Source organism: Nocardia sp. NPDC003693 (assembly GCF_053981095.1).
The window spans coordinates 98,835-113,705 of record NZ_JBSFNO010000009.1 but is presented as its reverse complement, the minus strand read 5'-3'; the positions used below and the strand labels follow the sequence as shown (position 1 = coordinate 113,705).

Here is a 14,871-nt window from a genome sequence, read left to right as displayed (position 1 = left end):
TGTCAGGTGCAAGGAGGAATGTCGTGCGCATCGGTGAACTGGCCGACCGAACCGGCGTGAGCGTGCGTTCCCTGCGCTACTACGAGTCCCAGGGCCTGCTGGCCGCGACCCGCACCCCCGGCGGTCAGCGCGACTACCGCGAAACCGCCGTGGACCGGGTGCTACGGATCCAGGAGATGTACGCCGCCGGCCTGCACAGCCGCACGATCGTCGGCCTCCTACCCTGCATCAACGACGAGGACGGCACCCCCACCGCGGTGGCCACCCCCTACCTCCTGCGCACCCTCACCGCCGAACGCGACCGCATAGAGGCCACGATCAAGGACCTGCACCGCGCCCACGAGGTCCTCGAAGGCGTGATCAACGCCGCCACCCCGCCCCCGGCGTGAATCGGATCGCCGTCGCCGGCGCGAGCCACGGTCGCGGCCCCGCCGGTCGCCCCGCGTTGCGCGCGAACGGGATTCGTGTCGTGACCGCCGGATAGTCTCGGGCCGTGGGCAGATTTTTGAGGGTCTATGTCGTCGATCCGGCGAAGCCCGTGGAGGCCATCGGGCTGGGGGACGACAAGCTGCGGCGGATGATCGAGCGTCGGTTCGCCGAGGAGTTCGAGCGCGAGGACGGACACCCGTGCCGTGACGAGGAGGCTCCGACGATGGGCGATGCGGTGCACGCGGTCATCAACGGTGGTCCCTACCTCGAACGCTATTGGTATTGCTACGCGGACGCCTTCGAGAAGATCTGCGCGTTCTACGCGGAGTTCTCGGATAGTCACGGGCCGTACCACGGCGCTTGGCTCTCGGTGGTGGACGACCGCTTGGACGAGCTCGGTGTCGATCTGGGCCTGACCGCGTTCGAGTGGACCTATCCCGCGCCGCTGACGAACGATGAAGGCGGCTACGGTGAATGGAGCCATGAGAGCTGCGTGCGTATGTGTGAGCAGTGGGATGCGCTCACCTCGGAACAGTTGGCCACCCTTGATGGTGGCACTCGGGAGTGGGCCGACGCGGCGATCAGATGGGCTCGGGAGGCTGCGGAGTCTCCCGGACGCGGTGTGGCCGGTTTCTTCAGTATTTGAGGCAGCTACCCGGCCAGCAGCGCGGTGAGATCGGGGACCAGCCGAGTTGCCACTGTCCAGGCTTCCACGTGCAGTTGTGCCGGATCGGATATGCGCATGATCCCGCGAAGTGTGGTGATCGCGCGCTTCGCGGACGCCCGGAAGTCCGCTTCGCGAGCGGGGAAGGCGACGTCGTAGTACCAGTTGGGGCAGCCCTGTTCGCTGTAGGGCGACCACCCCAGCTCGGTCATCCGAATCTCGTCCTGGGCCGTCATACGAAATTCCGGTTCCACATAGGTATTGCTGGAAATCTCGGCGGACAGTTCATCGTGGGCCACCGCGAACTGCGCGAAGCGACTCCCGGGGGCCGTCATGATGACGTAGCTGGGCGCGGGGAGGCACCACAGCGTCTGGCCCAGCGCATCCGCGAGGGCCTCCCAATCCCGGTGCCGGATGGGCCCGGCCACCACGTGGCTCGGTTTCGGCCCGGTGTCCGTGCGGTCGAAGTATCGCGGATTGACGACATCGAGTGCGATGGAACGGGAATCGGCGTGCAGGGATACCAACGCTCGGGGTGACCGCCACGTGGTAGCGGCGTGCGTGGGGCGGCGGGTCGCCACAGGGTGGCCGATCATGCTTCCGATCTCCGCCGTCAACGCCGCGTGCATCGCTGTGACGTCCTCGGCGGCAGCGGCTTCCGCCTCGGCGACGGTGATCGAGAGATACTCGAGCCACAGTCCCTCATCGGACCGGTCGCCGGAGGGGTACGCGCCGTACGACGCCGTGGCCCGGCCGGGCCTCAGGTCGGTGATCAGCCGGGCGGATCTGGCGTTCTCGGCGGCGATCTTCCACCCGGTCGCCGAGCAGAAGCGCGGCAGGTCGGCGGGGCGCCAGGTCCAGTCGAATTCCGCTGCGGTGGCGGCTATTCGGGCCACGCGGTCGATGTCGATCCTCACGGCGGGGATCGTAGCGGGGCGCACCGTCAGCGCAGGGCCGCCCGGCCTTTCAGGCGGCCGAGCAGGACCAGGGCTGCCAGGGTCGTCAGGACCAGGAGGGTTGTGCTGGCGGCGGCGTCGAACACCTCGCCGCGGTCGGTTGCGGCGAAAATCGTGACGGGGAGGGTCTTCCAGGTCGCGGGGTAGACCATGATCGTCGCGCCCAGTTCGCCCATCGAGAGGGCTATCGCCAGGCCCGCGGCCGCGCCGAGGGCGGGAAGCAGTAGGGGCAGGGTGATGCGGAACAGCACCCGGACCGGGCCCGCGCCCAGGGACTCGGCGGCCTGGCGGTAGCCGGGGTCGAGGCGGTCCAGGGCGGCGGAGACGCCGCTGAAGGCGTAGGCCAGGACCAGCACCGTGTGGGCCACGATCACGATCCATTTGGTGCCGCCCAGCAGCAGCGGGCGCTCGTTGAAGGCGATCAGGACGCCGAGGCCGATCGCCACCGAGGGAATCGCGACGGGTAGGTGGAAGACCGCGTCGGTGACGCGGCGCAGCCAGCGCGGGGCCTCGCGGGCGGCCAGCGCCGCCCAGGTCCCGAGCACCAGCGACACGGCGCCGGCCAGCAGCGCCGTCTGCAGGCTCACCGACAGACTGGCCGCCTGTTCGCCCTCGAGGGCGCGGCCGAAGTTCGCGAAGCCGAGATCCGAGGGCAGCGGGCCGGTCCAGCGCCCGGCCAGGGCGGCCGCCACCACCGTCGCGATGGGCGCGACGAACACGACGACGACCACCAGGGCGAAGAACGCGAGTACCGCGAGCCGCCCGGAACGGGTCCACACCAGCATGATTCAGCTCTCCCCACGGGTTCCGGTCAGGCGGGCGAACAGTAGCCGGTACCCCAGGTACAGGCTCAGTGACAGCAGCACCTGCACCGACGCCAGCACCGCGGCGCCCGGCAGATCGAAGGTGACGATGCCGCGCGTGTAGATCAGCGCGGGCAGCGTGATCACGCCCTTGGCGCCGGTGAACAGCACGATGCCGAACTCGTTGAGCGTCAACAGCAACACCAGGCTGCCGCCCGCGGCCAGCGCGGGCCACGCCTCGGGCAGGACCACCGAGCGCAGCACCCGCCACGGCGACGCGCCCAGGCTCGCCGCCACGTCCAGCTGCTCGCGCGAGAGCTGCGCGAACGCCGCCAGCAGCGGCCGCACCACGAACGGGGTGAAGAAGGTGATCTCGGCGAGGATGATGCCCCACGGCGTGCTCAGGAAGTTCAGCGCCGGTTCGGAATTCCCGGTGAGCCGGGAGATGAACGCGTTCACCGCGCCAGCGGTGCCGTACAGGAACGTGAACGCCAGCGTGACCAGGAACGACGGCAGCGTCAGTACGGTGTCGATGAGCCTGCCCACCAGCTGCGATCCCGGAAAGGGGATGAACGCCAGCACGATCGCCAGGAACGTGCCCAGGATCAGGCAGCCGATGGTCGAGCACACCGCGACGGACACGGTGCGCCACAGCGCGTTCCGGAACGAGGACTCGGCCAGCACGCCGGTCCAGGTTCCGAGGCCGCGCCCGCCGTCCGCGGTCGCGGTCGATTCCCACAGCACCCGGCAGATCGGGTAGGCCGCGATGAGCAGCACCACCAGCACGGGCGGCAGCGTCCAGGCGACGGATCGCAGGGCGCGCCGCCGCGCGGGCGGCTCCGGATCCGCTGGTGCGGGCGGTGTTTCGAGTAGCACGGTCATGCCCGCCTCCTGTCGCGCACGGCCGCCACGGTCGAGAAGAGGTCCGCCCACCCGTCGAGAGCGTCGGACCGGAGCGCGGCCGGTGCGTCCGCAGCCGTGGCCGAGCCCGATGACGCCGGCCCGGTCGCCGCGATCCGGTGCGATGGCCCGGCCGCGCCGGACAGCACCGTCATCTCCGGCCCGGCGAGCCCGAGCACCTCGCCGGCATCCACGCGATGCCGTTGCGGCAGTGCGGCACTCATGCCCGCACCTCGGGATCGTCGGCGGCCGCGTCGGTCCCGATGCCCGGCGGAATGAGCACACCCGCCGGATCGGGGAAGCGAACACCCACGTGATCACCGGCCACCAGTTCGGTGTGCCCCGGCGTCTCGGCGATCAGCTCCCCGGGAATCCCGGGAACCGACAGGTGCAGCCGGGTCACCGCGCCCTTCCACACGGTGGTCGTCACCGTGCCGCGCAGGGCATCTCGCTCCGTCAGCGGCACGATCCGTACCGTGTGCGGGCGAACGCACAACTGCGCCCGCGCGTCCGGCGCCCAGTCCGGCCGCCCGATACCCGGCAACGGGGCCTCCGCCCGCAGCGTGTGCGTACCGACGGTGACCAGCGCCGCGGTCCCCGACACATGATTCACGGTGCAGGGCAACAGGTTCGCGCCGCCCAGGAACGAGGCGGTGAACTCGGTCGCGGGCTGTCGCCACAGATTGCGGGCGGTGTCGATGTCGACCAGCCGGGCATCGCGCATGACCGCGATCCGGTCGGCCAGCGCCAGCGCCTCGGACTGATCGTGAGTCACGTACAGCATCGCCGTGTCTGGCAACGCCTTTCGCAACTGCTGCAGCTCGCCGAGCATGGACTGGCGCAGTTGCGCGTCCAGCGCCGCGAGCGGCTCGTCGAGCAGCAGCACCTTCGGCCGGATGGCCAGCGCGCGGGCGATGGCCACCCGCTGCTGCTGTCCGCCCGAGAGTTCGCGCGGCAGTCGCGCGGCGTACGCGCCCATGCCGACCATCTCCAGCGCCTCGGTCACCCGCGCGCCGATCTCCTTGCGCGGCACCCGATGTGCCTTCAGCCCGAAGGCCACGTTCTCGCTGACCCGCATGTGCGGGAACAGCGCGTAGGACTGCACCACCACCCCGATGCCGCGTTTGGCGGGGGAGAGGTTGGTGACCTCGCGCCCGGCCAGCCGCACCGCGCCCGAGGTGGGCCGGACGAACCCGGCCAGCGCCTTGAGCGCGGTGGACTTGCCGGACCCGCTGGGTCCCAGCAGCGCAACCGTTTCCCCCGCGGCGACGCGCAGGGTGAAATCGGCCAGTGCGACGGTGGTCGTGCGACCGCGACGGTAGGTGACCCCGACCCGGTCGAACACGATGGCCGGCTCGCCGGCGGTGGTCGCCGTCGCCGTGGATGTCGTCAACGCGGAGGACATGGTTGCTGCTCCTGGGCTCTGCGGGATCGGGAAACTCAGCTGCCGGTGGCCTTCGTGTACGCCGCGATGTCGGCGTCGAGATCGGTCAGGACCTGGTTCCAGTCCGGGCGCACGATCTCGACGTTCTTGACCAGCGCGGCGGGGGAGGGGCCGTTGCCCGCGGCGGGCGCGTCCTTGGCGTCGGTGCGCGCGGACACCGCGTTCGCCGCGGGCAGGGTCTTCTGCACCTCGGCCGAGAGCAGGAACTCCATGAGCTGCTTGCCCTCGGCGCTGTGCGGGGCGCCCTTGGCCAGGCCGATCAGGTACGGCAGCGCCACGGTGCTGGCCTTGCCGTCGGCCGCGGCCGGGAAGAACACGCTGAACTTGGAGCCCTTCTCCTTCACGGTCGCCAGGTTCATCTGGATGTCGCCGTTGGCGATGAGGATCTCGCCCTTGTCGACCTTGGCCTGCAGCTTGCCGGTCGAGGAGGACGGTCCGACGTTGTTGACCTGCAGCTTGGTCAGGTAGTCCAGCGCGCCCTGCTTGCCGTAGAGCTGCTGCAGCAGGATCAGCACGGCGGTGCCGTCGCCGGCCTGGCCGGGGGTGGAGTACTGCAGCTTGCCCTGGTACTCGGGCTTCAGCAGGTCGTCCCAGGTCAGCTTGGCCGCGTCGACCGACGGGTTGGCGATGAAGCAGAGGTAGTTGCCCGCCAGGGTGACCCACTTGCCGTTCGCGTCCTTGTCCGCGGCCGGGAAGGCGGCGGTGTCCACGCCACTGGCTTCGAGCAGGCCCTGCTTGTCGGCCTTCTGCATGAACGGCGGCAGGGTGACGATCACGTCGGCCTGCGGGTTGGACTGCTCCTTGTCGACCCGGTTGACGACCTCACCCGAGCCCGCCTCCACCAGATTGACCGCGATGCCGGTCTGGTCCTTGAACTTCGCGAACTGGTTCTTGTACCAGTCGCCGACGCCGTCGGCGGAGTACACGGTGACGGTCTTGCCGTCGCCGGCGTCGGTGCCGGTGCCGCCGCAGGCGGTCAGCCCGAACGCGAGCGCGGTGGCCGAGGTGAGGACGAGAGCGGTGCGGGCGAGGGTGCGTGCGAGGCGGTTGTTCGTATTACGCACGGTGACTACAACTTTCGGTTCGAGGGGAGGCGAGTCGAAGGGATGGGGTGAACCCCGCGTCCGGGAACGCGGGGGGTCTTCGGGATCAGGCCCGCTGGTCCAGGACCAGGCGCGCGAAGTCGGCGACCGACGCCAGCACGTGGGTCGCGCCCGCGCCGCGCAGCTGTTCCTCCCCGTGCGCGCCGGTGAGCGTGCCCGCGACGATCCGCGCGCCGGCGGCCAGGCCGGTGGCGATGTCGCTGGTCGTATCGCCCAGTACCGCAACGCGATCCACGGCGTCGATCTCCAGGCGCAGCACCGCGGTGAGCACCAGGTCGGGGTACGGGCGGCCGCGTCCGGCGTCGGAGGGCGCCAGGGTCAGATCGGCGATCTCGGTCCAGTCCAGCGCGCGCAACAGCCGGTCCTGGGTGTCGCGACTGAAGCCCGTGGTCAGAGCGACCTTCACGCCCGCCGCGCGCAGTTCGGCGATGGCCTCGGCCGCGCCGGGAATCGGTGCGACACCGGCTTCTTCGGCGAGTTCGGTGTACGCCGCCTCGAAGGCGCGGTTCGCGGTCTGCGCCAGGTCCTCGTCGCCGAGCAGCGTGCGGAAGCACCAGATCTTGGACTGCCCCATGGTGTCCAGGACGAACGCGCGGGCGGCCTCGCGCTCGGGGCCTTGCGCCGGGATGCCCGCGGCGGTGACCGCGGCCTCGAAGGCGCGCTCCACCAGCCCGTCGTCGGCGACGGTGGTGCCCGCCATATCCAGCACGGCGAGGTCGATACGCTTGTCGGACAAGATGATTCCCCTGTCGGGTCGTGGTCGGTGAGTGGTCACAGATGCAGCAGGTCGGCGGTTTGTTCGCCGAGCGCGGGACCGAGGGTCATGCCGCGCCCGCCCGGCCCGGTGATCACCCAGACGGACTCGCTCGCCTGTGCGCGGGTCACGATCGCGCCGGGATCGATGGACTGGCTGTACACGCCCGCCCAGCGGCGCACCACCTGCGGCAGCTTGCGGCCGAGCAGTTCCTCGGACACCGAGATCAGGTGCTCGTACGGCGCCTCGTCCACGTCGAAGGCGAACGGTTCGTCGTACTCGTGGGTGTCGCCGATGGTGAGCCCGCCGTGCAGGCGCTGCACCATGAGCAGCTGCATCTTGTGCTGGGCGGCGGTGAACGGCTGCGCCTGTTCGAGATTCAGGCGATCGAGGTCCGCGCCCGCGAAGGCGGGGTAGTAGCGGAAGCTGTCGCCGTCGGCCACGGCGGTGGGCAGCGGTTCGCCGAGCGGGGTCGTCTGCATCATCTGCAGCCGCACGCGGCGGACCGGGATGTCGCCCACGAGTTCGCGGGTCAGTCCGGAGTGCGCGGCGCCGGGGCAGACGAGCACGAGATCGCCCTCGTGCCGACGGCCGCGATCGTCGATCACCGTGCCGCCGGTGATGGTGCGCGCTTCGGCGCCGGCGAAGAAGCTGTACCGCTCGGTGGCTTCCATGTAGCGGCGCAGCGCGGGTAGCGCCTGCCGGGACTCGACCGCGGCGTCGGTCGAACAGTGCAGTCCGGCAAGGAATTTGCCGCGCAGCGCGGGGTTCAGCGCGCGCACCCGGTCGGCGTCGAGCAGTTCGAATCCGCGGTCCGCGGCGGCCGGGCTCGCGGCCGCGGCCTCGGCGACCGCCAGTTCGTGTTCGGTGCGCACCAGGGTCAGGGACCCGGTGGCGCGGAAGCCGACGCCCGGCACCCGCCCGCCGATCTCCTCCCACAGCTGCCGCGAGCGCAGGGTGAGGTCGAGTTCGTTCGCGCTGCGCCCGGAGACCCAGACCAGGCCGAAGTTGCGCACGGTCGCGCCGCGGGCCTCGACCTCGCGCTCGAGCTGTACGACCCGGTGCCCGCGCCGGATGGCGGCGAGCGCGTGGGCGGTGCCGAGGATGCCGCCGCCGATAATCACCAATCGCATGGGCTCATCGTGGCCAATGGTCTAGACCTAGGAGTGTTTCGTGGGATAACGCTGGGTAAACAATTGGTATAGACCAATCATCTGTATGCTGGGCGCATGGACACAACCGAGGTTGCCGGGGTGGGCGGCCCGCGGACCGGTCGCCGTGCCCCCGGCGAAACAGCTTCCGGCCCAGCGTCTTCCCTCGCATCGTCCGCGAACGCCGAGGCGCGCCTGCCCAAGTCGTACCGGGTGCGCACCGAACTCGAATCGCTGCTGGGCGAACTGGGCGAGGGCGATCCGCTCCCGTCCGAGCGCGAGCTGGCGCTGCGGTGCGGGGTGGCGCGGGAAACCGTGCGCCAGGCGGTGCGAGAGTTGCTGGTGGAGGGGCGCGTTCGCCGTCAGGGCCGGGGCACGGTGGTCTCGCGTCCGAAGATGGTGCAGCCGCTGTCCCTGCGCTCCTATACCGAGGGCGCGCTCGAGTTCGGCCGCACGCCCGGGCGCGAACTGGTCGGCTGGACCGACGAACCCGCCGATTCCGATACCGCGGCGGCCCTGGGCCTCGCGCCGGGCACGCGGGTCATGCATCTCGAGCGCGTGCTGCTGGCCGACGGCGAGCGCATCGGCCTCGAGTCCACCTTCATGCCGCTGCCGCGGTTCGCCCCGTTGCGGGCCGGCTACGACCCGCAGACCTCGCTGTACGCGGCGACCCGGGCCATGGGCGTCGTCTACGCCGGCGCCACCGAACGCATTCAGACGGTGCTGGCCTCCCCGCGCGAGGCCGCGCTGCTCGAGTGCACCACCGCGCTGCCGATGCTGCTGCTGCATCGCCGCAGCGTCGACGCCGAGGGGATCGCCATCGAACATGTGCGCTCGCTCTACCGCGGCGACCGCATCGCGTTCCAGGCCACGCTGACTGATTGACGGGTGCGCCGATCGTTATCGCTGGTCCCGGGGCCGCGTCGTGTCGGTCGTGGCACGGATTCGTAAGCGAGGCTAACCTCGAGATCGGGACAATTGCGGCGCTCACTCATCGGCGCGGGGGCGTCCGAGGTTGTTCTTCCCGCCTGCCCATTTCCGGGCTTGGGTTCGAAAGGTACTGAAGAACAACGAGTTTGGAGATCTACCGTGACCATGCGCCCCGCGCCGACGGCCGCCGTGAATCTACGCGGAAACACCCTGCCCGCCGCCAACGCGGCGGCACAACCCGGAGCGATGTGGTGGAACGCGCTGTCGGTGCTGGTAACCCGCCCGATCGCGCCGAACCGCATCGCCACGACGCCACACCTGGTCCTGCCCGCCGAGTACGGCCGGCTGAACTTTCTGCTCTCCTCCTACGACATCGAGTCCGAGCAGCTCGCTCGCGACCGCCGGGTGGTGATTCAGGCCGGGGACTGGCGCGGTAGACCCGCGCTCGGCAGTCGTCAGCACTACGGCATCGTCCGCATCGTCCGCGACGACAACTGGGCGGCCCGCCTGAACGAGAGCGTCCGCACGAAACACGGTCTCCGCTCGACCCTGGCCCGCATCGGTCATCGCTTCTCGCACGGCACCGCCCCCTACGGCGACCTGGTGGCGACGATCGACCTGCAGCCGTACCCGCCCCGCATGCTCGCGCCGTAGCCGCGCCCGCTCACCCGCGAATCCTGCTCGGCCGAAAGAACTTCCGTGCCGGTGCCGAGTTTTGTCGGCCCGAGTGCGTACGGTGCCGGTACCGACGAAAGGATGCTGATGGGTACCTGGGACACCGGGCCGTTCGACAACGACAGCGCCGCCGACTGGTGCGGCGCGCTCCAGGACGCGGACCCCGCGCAGCGGGCCGAACTGGTGCGCCGGGCGCTGACGGTGACCGCCGAGACCACCGGTTACCTGGACGACCACGCGGCGTCCGCGGCCGTCGCGGCCGCCGCCATCGTGGCCTCGACCCTGCCCGGCGGCACGCCGATCACCTCGCACTACGCCCCCGCCTTCCTGGTCGAGGGCGGCGCCATCACCTTCACCGACGACATTGCCGCCCTGGCGATTCGGGCCCTGACCCGGGTGGTCGGCGAGGACTCGGAGTGGTTCGAGCTGTGGACCGACGCGGACGCCGACAGTCCCGACGAGGTCTTCGCCGGCATCGCCGAGCTGCGCGGGGTCCTGCTGCCCGCCGCCGAGGCCCACCGCTCCGCCCTGCCGCTGTAGCGCCCGGGCGCGTGCCGGCGCCCGCCCGTCGCGGCGGGCACCGGCATTGCGGACTTTTCGGTCTGATCCCGTGCGGGGCCGGTCGCAATCCCCGGTTCGGGGGGATCGGGCCGGTAGATTCCGGGCACCGGTCATAGCGGCCGGGTATCAGTGGAGATGGAAGGCGGGTTCACGTGTTTCGTCGGATCGTCGCGGTCGGCATCGCCGCCGCCGCCCTGTCGCTGGCCGGTTCCGTGCAGGCCCACGCGTACGCGCCGCAGGACGAACTGCGGCTGCTGCTGATGGGTGATCAGAACCAGTCCGATGCCTTCAAACAGCTCTCGATCAAGCTGGGGCGCAAGACCTGTGCCGACATCGAGCGCAACCCCGGCCGCAAGGGCGTGCTCATCGCCTTCGACCGGATGCACCCGGGCACCAACGTCGGCATCAACGGCATGACCGCCACCGAGATCGACATCATGACCTACTGCCCCAACCACCTGCTCACCCCCTGAGTTCCCGCCGGGCGGACCCGCCCCCGCAGATGAACCGACCGTCGCCACCCGTTAGCCGAACCACCGGTCCGCCGTGTGGATTCCGTGCGGCGACACCGCGCGCTGCTACCGGAATCCGGGCCGCTGCCGGGGAATAATCGCCTCATGCGTCGGCCCTCGCTCTGTCTGCTCGTCCTGCTCGCCGCGATAGCCGTACTTGTGCCCGGGGTGGCGACCGCCGCCCCGGGCGGTGCGCCCGCGCTCCTGGACGTGCGCCCCCTCGGCGGCCGCCAGTACGAGGCCACCGTCTACTCCGCGGCCATGGATCGCACCGTGCCGGTGTGGATTTCGCACGCGGGTGGCTCCGCGCCCGCGCTGTACCTGCTCAACGCCATCGACGGCGGCGAGTCCGGCGGGCCGTGGACCAATCGCACCGACGCCGCGTACTTCTTCGCCGACAAGCCGGTCACGGTGATCCAGCCCATCGGCGGCCGTGCCTCGCAGTACACCGACTGGGCGGTCGACGATCCGGCGCTGGGCCGTAACAAGTGGTCGAGCTTCCTGCTCGACGAACTGCCCGCGGTGCTCGGCGACCGCTTCGGACTGAACGGGCGCAACGCCGTCGCCGGCATCTCCATGTCGGCGTCCTCGGCGCTGGCCCTGGCCCTGGCCGCGCCCGGCCACTTCAGCGCGGTCGGCGCGTTCAGCGGCTGCCCGCGCACCAACGACCCCTTCGCCCGCGCGGTCGTGCGCTCCTCGCTGCGCCTGTTCGGCGCGAACCCGGACAACATGTGGTCGCCCGACGATCCGGCCTGGGTCGCCAACGACGCGGTCGTCAACGCCGAGCGCCTGCGCGGTACGGCCCTGTACATCTCGGCGGGCAATGGCGCGCCGGGCGTGCACGACACCCTCGCGGATCCGTCCATCGGCGGCGACGTCGCCCGCCTGGCCGACCGGATGCTGGTCGGCGGCGCCATGGAGAGCGTCGTGCGCGACTGCACCCTCTCGCTCACCGGTCGCCTTGCGGCCCTGGGTATTCCGGCCACCACGGTCTTTCGGTCCGGGACGCACGCCTGGCCGTACTGGCAGGACGACCTGCACGATTCCTGGCCGGTGTTCGCCGCCGCGCTCGGCGTCTGAGCGCTACCCCCGGGCCGGGACGCGCGGACGCGGCGGGCGCGGGAAGAACTTCGACACTCGGTCGATCACGTCCTGGTACTCCGGCCGCCGCGCCAGACTGCGCTGCTCCATCATCGGGATGCTCGCGCCCAGGAACATGGCCAGCATCGCCAGCGCCCCGACGAACAACCACCACGCGTCACCCGGCGCGGCGGCCACCCCGAACAGCGCCATGGACGTCCAGAAGCTCACTTCGCCGAAGTAGTTCGGATGCCGCGACCAGCTCCACAGCCCGGTGTCCATCGCCTGGCCCGGCGCGCGGCGCGCGACGAACCGGTGCATCTGGGTGTCCGCGACCAATTCCAGTGCCACCGCGGCAATTCCGAGCGCGAAGGCCACCCACAGCAGCCAGGTCACGCTCTCGCCCGGCCGGGTCACGGCCACGTACACCGGAATCATGCCCAGGAACACCTGGCCGGTGGGCACCAGGTGAATCGCGACCAGATCGGCCAGGAAGCCGAAGCGCCCGGCCCGCTCGCGCAGCATCGGATAGCGCCAATCCTCGTGGTGCAGACCGGGAAAGGCGTACACCCAGTTCCCGGTGAGCCGCACCGCCCACAGCAGCATCACCGTCGCGATCAGCCAGCAGCGCAGCTGATCCACGCCCGGCTCGCTCCCGGCCCACCAGTACACCAGCATCAGCGGCGGGATGACGCTCCAGTAGGCGTCGTAGAAGCTCGAATTGCGGTATGCCCGGCTGAATCCGAATATCACCAGGGTGGCCAGCACGTCCGCGATCAGCACGTCGAGCAGCGGGCGATCGGTGCCCGGCCCCCAGGCCAGCCACGCCCCGGCCACCGCTATCGCCACCACGTACGACGCGGTGACGAGCAGTAGTGAGGACGACTTGCTTCTGATCGACGGCGAACCATCGTCCCGGGACCGCACCGACCCGTCACCTCCTACCGGCCGCGCCCCGAGCCCGAGCGTGAACCGCCCGGGCCTCGGCCGCGGGGTCAAAAATGTAACACGTTTCACTCGGGCCGGGCGGGTGCGCGATCGGCCGCGCGGCTCACGCCCGGGCCGCGCCCCGCGGCGGTTCGGCGCCCGGCCGGGTGACCGGCTGCACCAGACTCTCGGAGATGTCGGCCAGCGACGCGGTGACCGGACCGTCCCCGGAATTCGGGGTGCGCTGGCGGCTGGCGGTCTCGTTGTCGGCGGTGAGGCGGTAGACGGTGCGCTCGAGAATCGGCAGGATGCCGGTGATTTCCAGTGTGCCGGTGGCGAATCGGCTGATCAGCGACAGCACCATATTGGTGAGGATGATCGCCAGATCCTGGATGTACTCCGGATCGAGGTCGCGCAGCGCGTGCACCGCGACCGGCATGACGGCCGCCAGGCCCTGCTCGTCCAGGCGCTGGCCACCGGGCCCCGAGCGCGCGTGGTGGTACACCTCGAGCATCCGCGGATTGCGCTCCCACGGTTCGAACACGCAGTGCAGCACGCGGTTCAGCGCGTCGCGCACCGACTCGTCGGGCGCGGGCAACTCGACCTCGGCGTAGGAGTGCTCGGCCATCCACCGCTCGAGCGCGACCAGGATCAGATCGTCCCGCGTGGGGAACAGCTTGTAGATGCGCGTGAGCGAGACGTGCGCCCGGGCGGCGACCGTGCGCAACTGCACGCCGTTGTAGCCGTCGGCGGCCAGTAGTTCCTGCACGACCGCGAGGATGCGGGCCGTCACCTCCGACTCTTGCTCTCGAACCACCCCGCAAGGGTAACCGCGTTATCCCGAGCCTTTCGACAGCCGCGCGCTGCACCGCCGGACACTGCGGTGGCCTGCTAGATTCCGCGCATGCGCTCGAAGACGAGTCCGGCCCGGCGGCGGCCCGCCCGCGCCGAGATCGCCGTGACCATGGCACTGCTGGCCGCGGCCCTGGGCATCGTGCCGGTGTCGGCGGCCCGCGCCGCCGAGCCGGAGACGGTGTGGCTGTGCCGCCCGGGGCAGGCGGAGGACCCCTGCGGGGGCCGGTCGGACGCGCCCGTCGACTGCTTCTACGTGTACCCGACCATCTCGACGCAGGCCGGGGACAACGCCGATCTGACACCCGGACCCGAGCAGCGGTTCATCGCGCGGCAGCAGGCCGAGCCGTTCGGGGCGGCCTGCAACGTCTGGGCTCCGGTGTACCGGCAGAGCACGCTGCGCGGCCTGCAGAACTCGCCGGGCCCCGCGCGATCGGCGGCGCTCGACGTGGCCTACGACAGTCTCGAGAGCGCCTGGCAGGACTACCTCGCGCACCACAACAACGGTCGCGGCGTCGTACTGATCGGGCATTCGCAGGGGTCGACCATGCTGCGCGCGCTGATCCGCAATCGGATCGACGGGCAGCCGGCGCAGCGGCAGCTGATCTCGGCGATCGTGCCGGGCAGCAACGTGCTGGTGCGCCGGGGCGAGCTGACCGGCGGCGACTTCGACTCCGTCCCGGGGTGCACCGCCCCCGCCCAGATCGGCTGCGTCATCGCCTATTCGGCCTTCGCGGTCACCCCGCCGCCCGGGACCCGCTACGGATTCGCGCCCACCGAGGCCGGAACCTCCGGCACCCGTGGACGTTTCGTCTTCGGACCGGACTACGAGGTGCTGTGCATCGATCCGGGGCCGCTCACCGGCCGTTCCGATCGGACGCTGCGCAGTTCGGTCGGTGGTCTTCAGGTGCGGGCCTACACCGGATCCTGCACCACCGGCGACGGGCCGCACGTGCTCATGATCGACGGCGGCGGTCCCGGCACCGGCGCGCCCGCGGCGACCGCGCTGCCGGTCGTCCCCGATCCCACGTGGGGTCTGCACCTGTGGGATGTGAATCTCGCGCAACCCGATCTCGTCGATATCGTCGCCGCGCAGGCGCGCACCTATCTGGACAACGAGGAATAACGAC

At 70.6% G+C, this 14,871-nt stretch carries 18 protein-coding genes; 8 read left to right on the top strand and 10 right to left on the bottom strand.

The features are described 5' to 3' along the window. Positions 1–23 precede the first annotated feature (23 nt). A complete protein-coding gene (locus ACWDOP_RS13175) occupies positions 24–389 on the top strand; it encodes a MerR family transcriptional regulator (protein ID WP_456345237.1) in 366 nt (121 codons plus the stop codon). Between the two features lie 104 nt (positions 390–493). Next, positions 494–1,075, top strand: a complete 582-nt coding sequence (locus tag ACWDOP_RS13170) for a DUF7691 family protein (protein ID WP_456345236.1) — start codon at positions 494–496, stop codon at positions 1,073–1,075. A 5-nt stretch (positions 1,076–1,080) separates the two neighbouring features. On the opposite strand, the gene ACWDOP_RS13165 is transcribed toward ACWDOP_RS13170, so the two are convergent. The 8 genes from ACWDOP_RS13165 to ACWDOP_RS13130 form a co-directional block, all read right to left on the bottom strand. Continuing rightward, positions 1,081–2,010, bottom strand: coding sequence for a DUF6301 family protein (locus ACWDOP_RS13165; RefSeq protein ID WP_456345235.1), 930 nt, complete (start codon positions 2,008–2,010; stop codon positions 1,081–1,083). Between the two features lie 26 nt (positions 2,011–2,036). Then, positions 2,037–2,834, bottom strand: coding sequence for an ABC transporter permease (locus tag ACWDOP_RS13160; protein ID WP_456345234.1), 798 nt, complete (start codon positions 2,832–2,834; stop codon positions 2,037–2,039). 3 nt (positions 2,835–2,837) lie between these two features. Beyond that, the gene (locus ACWDOP_RS13155) at positions 2,838–3,734 is read right to left on the bottom strand and encodes a 2-aminoethylphosphonate ABC transporter permease subunit (protein WP_456345233.1); all 897 of its coding nucleotides are present in this window, start codon (positions 3,732–3,734) and stop codon (positions 2,838–2,840) included. Beyond that, on the bottom strand, positions 3,731–3,976 hold the full coding sequence (locus ACWDOP_RS13150) for a hypothetical protein (protein ID WP_456345232.1): 246 nt from the start codon (positions 3,974–3,976) through the stop codon (positions 3,731–3,733). Before ACWDOP_RS13150 ends, ACWDOP_RS13155 begins: the two co-directional genes overlap by 4 nt. Beyond that, the gene (locus tag ACWDOP_RS13145; RefSeq protein ID WP_456345231.1) at positions 3,973–5,157 is read right to left on the bottom strand and encodes an ABC transporter ATP-binding protein; all 1,185 of its coding nucleotides are present in this window, start codon (positions 5,155–5,157) and stop codon (positions 3,973–3,975) included. Before ACWDOP_RS13145 ends, ACWDOP_RS13150 begins: the two co-directional genes overlap by 4 nt. 35 nt (positions 5,158–5,192) lie before the next feature. After that, entirely contained in the window at positions 5,193–6,260 is a 1,068-nt protein-coding gene (locus ACWDOP_RS13140; RefSeq protein ID WP_456345230.1) for a 2-aminoethylphosphonate ABC transporter substrate-binding protein, read from the bottom strand. Between the two features lie 85 nt (positions 6,261–6,345). Continuing rightward, positions 6,346–6,999, bottom strand: coding sequence for a phosphonatase-like hydrolase (locus tag ACWDOP_RS13135; protein ID WP_456345299.1), 654 nt, complete (start codon positions 6,997–6,999; stop codon positions 6,346–6,348). Between the two features lie 71 nt (positions 7,000–7,070). Next, positions 7,071–8,186 carry a TIGR03364 family FAD-dependent oxidoreductase gene (locus tag ACWDOP_RS13130; protein WP_456345229.1) on the bottom strand — a complete coding sequence of 372 codons (1,116 nt, stop codon included), beginning with the start codon at positions 8,184–8,186 and terminating at the stop codon, positions 7,071–7,073. Positions 8,187–8,282: 96 nt separating this feature from the next. Between ACWDOP_RS13130 and ACWDOP_RS13125 the strand changes: the two genes are divergently transcribed. The 5 genes from ACWDOP_RS13125 to ACWDOP_RS13105 all read left to right on the top strand — a co-directional run bounded on the left by ACWDOP_RS13125 (position 8,283) and on the right by ACWDOP_RS13105 (position 11,962). Further along, positions 8,283–9,089, top strand: a complete 807-nt coding sequence (locus ACWDOP_RS13125) for a GntR family transcriptional regulator (RefSeq protein WP_454208292.1) — start codon at positions 8,283–8,285, stop codon at positions 9,087–9,089. 204 nt (positions 9,090–9,293) lie between these two features. Then, positions 9,294–9,788: a hypothetical protein gene (locus ACWDOP_RS13120; RefSeq protein WP_456345228.1), complete on the top strand. Its 495-nt coding sequence runs from the start codon at positions 9,294–9,296 to the stop codon at positions 9,786–9,788. Positions 9,789–9,896: 108 nt separating this feature from the next. Beyond that, on the top strand, positions 9,897–10,349 hold the full coding sequence (locus ACWDOP_RS13115; RefSeq protein ID WP_456345227.1) for a DUF4259 domain-containing protein: 453 nt from the start codon (positions 9,897–9,899) through the stop codon (positions 10,347–10,349). Between the two features lie 173 nt (positions 10,350–10,522). Then, entirely contained in the window at positions 10,523–10,843 is a 321-nt protein-coding gene (locus tag ACWDOP_RS13110; protein ID WP_454208289.1) for a hypothetical protein, read from the top strand. Between the two features lie 144 nt (positions 10,844–10,987). After that, positions 10,988–11,962: an alpha/beta hydrolase gene (locus ACWDOP_RS13105; RefSeq protein ID WP_454208288.1), complete on the top strand. Its 975-nt coding sequence runs from the start codon at positions 10,988–10,990 to the stop codon at positions 11,960–11,962. A gap of 3 nt (positions 11,963–11,965) precedes the next feature. On the opposite strand, the gene ACWDOP_RS13100 is transcribed toward ACWDOP_RS13105, so the two are convergent. Beyond that, a complete protein-coding gene (locus ACWDOP_RS13100; RefSeq protein WP_456345298.1) occupies positions 11,966–12,799 on the bottom strand; it encodes a DUF1295 domain-containing protein in 834 nt (277 codons plus the stop codon). 214 nt (positions 12,800–13,013) lie between these two features. Further along, complete coding sequence (locus tag ACWDOP_RS13095; RefSeq protein WP_454208287.1) at positions 13,014–13,706, bottom strand: TetR family transcriptional regulator; 693 nt, start codon at positions 13,704–13,706, stop codon at positions 13,014–13,016. 87 nt (positions 13,707–13,793) lie between these two features. Between ACWDOP_RS13095 and ACWDOP_RS13090 the strand changes: the two genes are divergently transcribed. Beyond that, a complete protein-coding gene (locus ACWDOP_RS13090) occupies positions 13,794–14,867 on the top strand; it encodes a DUF3089 domain-containing protein (protein WP_456345226.1) in 1,074 nt (357 codons plus the stop codon). Positions 14,868–14,871 lie beyond the last annotated feature (4 nt).

Excerpts from the sequence above, each read along its gene's own strand:
- ACWDOP_RS13160 (WP_456345234.1), bottom strand. The coding sequence starts at position 2,834 with ATGCTGGTGTGGACCCGTTCCGGGCGGCTCGCGGTACTCGCGTTCTTC.
- ACWDOP_RS13155 (WP_456345233.1), bottom strand. The coding sequence starts at position 3,734 with ATGACCGTGCTACTCGAAACACCGCCCGCACCAGCGGATCCGGAGCCG.
- ACWDOP_RS13150 (WP_456345232.1), bottom strand. The coding sequence starts at position 3,976 with ATGAGTGCCGCACTGCCGCAACGGCATCGCGTGGATGCCGGCGAGGTG.
- ACWDOP_RS13145 (WP_456345231.1), bottom strand. The coding sequence starts at position 5,157 with ATGTCCTCCGCGTTGACGACATCCACGGCGACGGCGACCACCGCCGGC.
- ACWDOP_RS13135 (WP_456345299.1), bottom strand. The coding sequence starts at position 6,999 with ATGGCGGGCACCACCGTCGCCGACGACGGGCTGGTGGAGCGCGCCTTC.
- ACWDOP_RS13130 (WP_456345229.1), bottom strand. The coding sequence starts at position 8,186 with ATGCGATTGGTGATTATCGGCGGCGGCATCCTCGGCACCGCCCACGCG.
- ACWDOP_RS13125 (WP_454208292.1), top strand. The coding sequence starts at position 8,283 with ATGGACACAACCGAGGTTGCCGGGGTGGGCGGCCCGCGGACCGGTCGC.
- ACWDOP_RS13115 (WP_456345227.1), top strand. The coding sequence starts at position 9,897 with ATGGGTACCTGGGACACCGGGCCGTTCGACAACGACAGCGCCGCCGAC.
- ACWDOP_RS13105 (WP_454208288.1), top strand. The coding sequence starts at position 10,988 with ATGCGTCGGCCCTCGCTCTGTCTGCTCGTCCTGCTCGCCGCGATAGCC.
- ACWDOP_RS13090 (WP_456345226.1), top strand. The coding sequence starts at position 13,794 with ATGCGCTCGAAGACGAGTCCGGCCCGGCGGCGGCCCGCCCGCGCCGAG.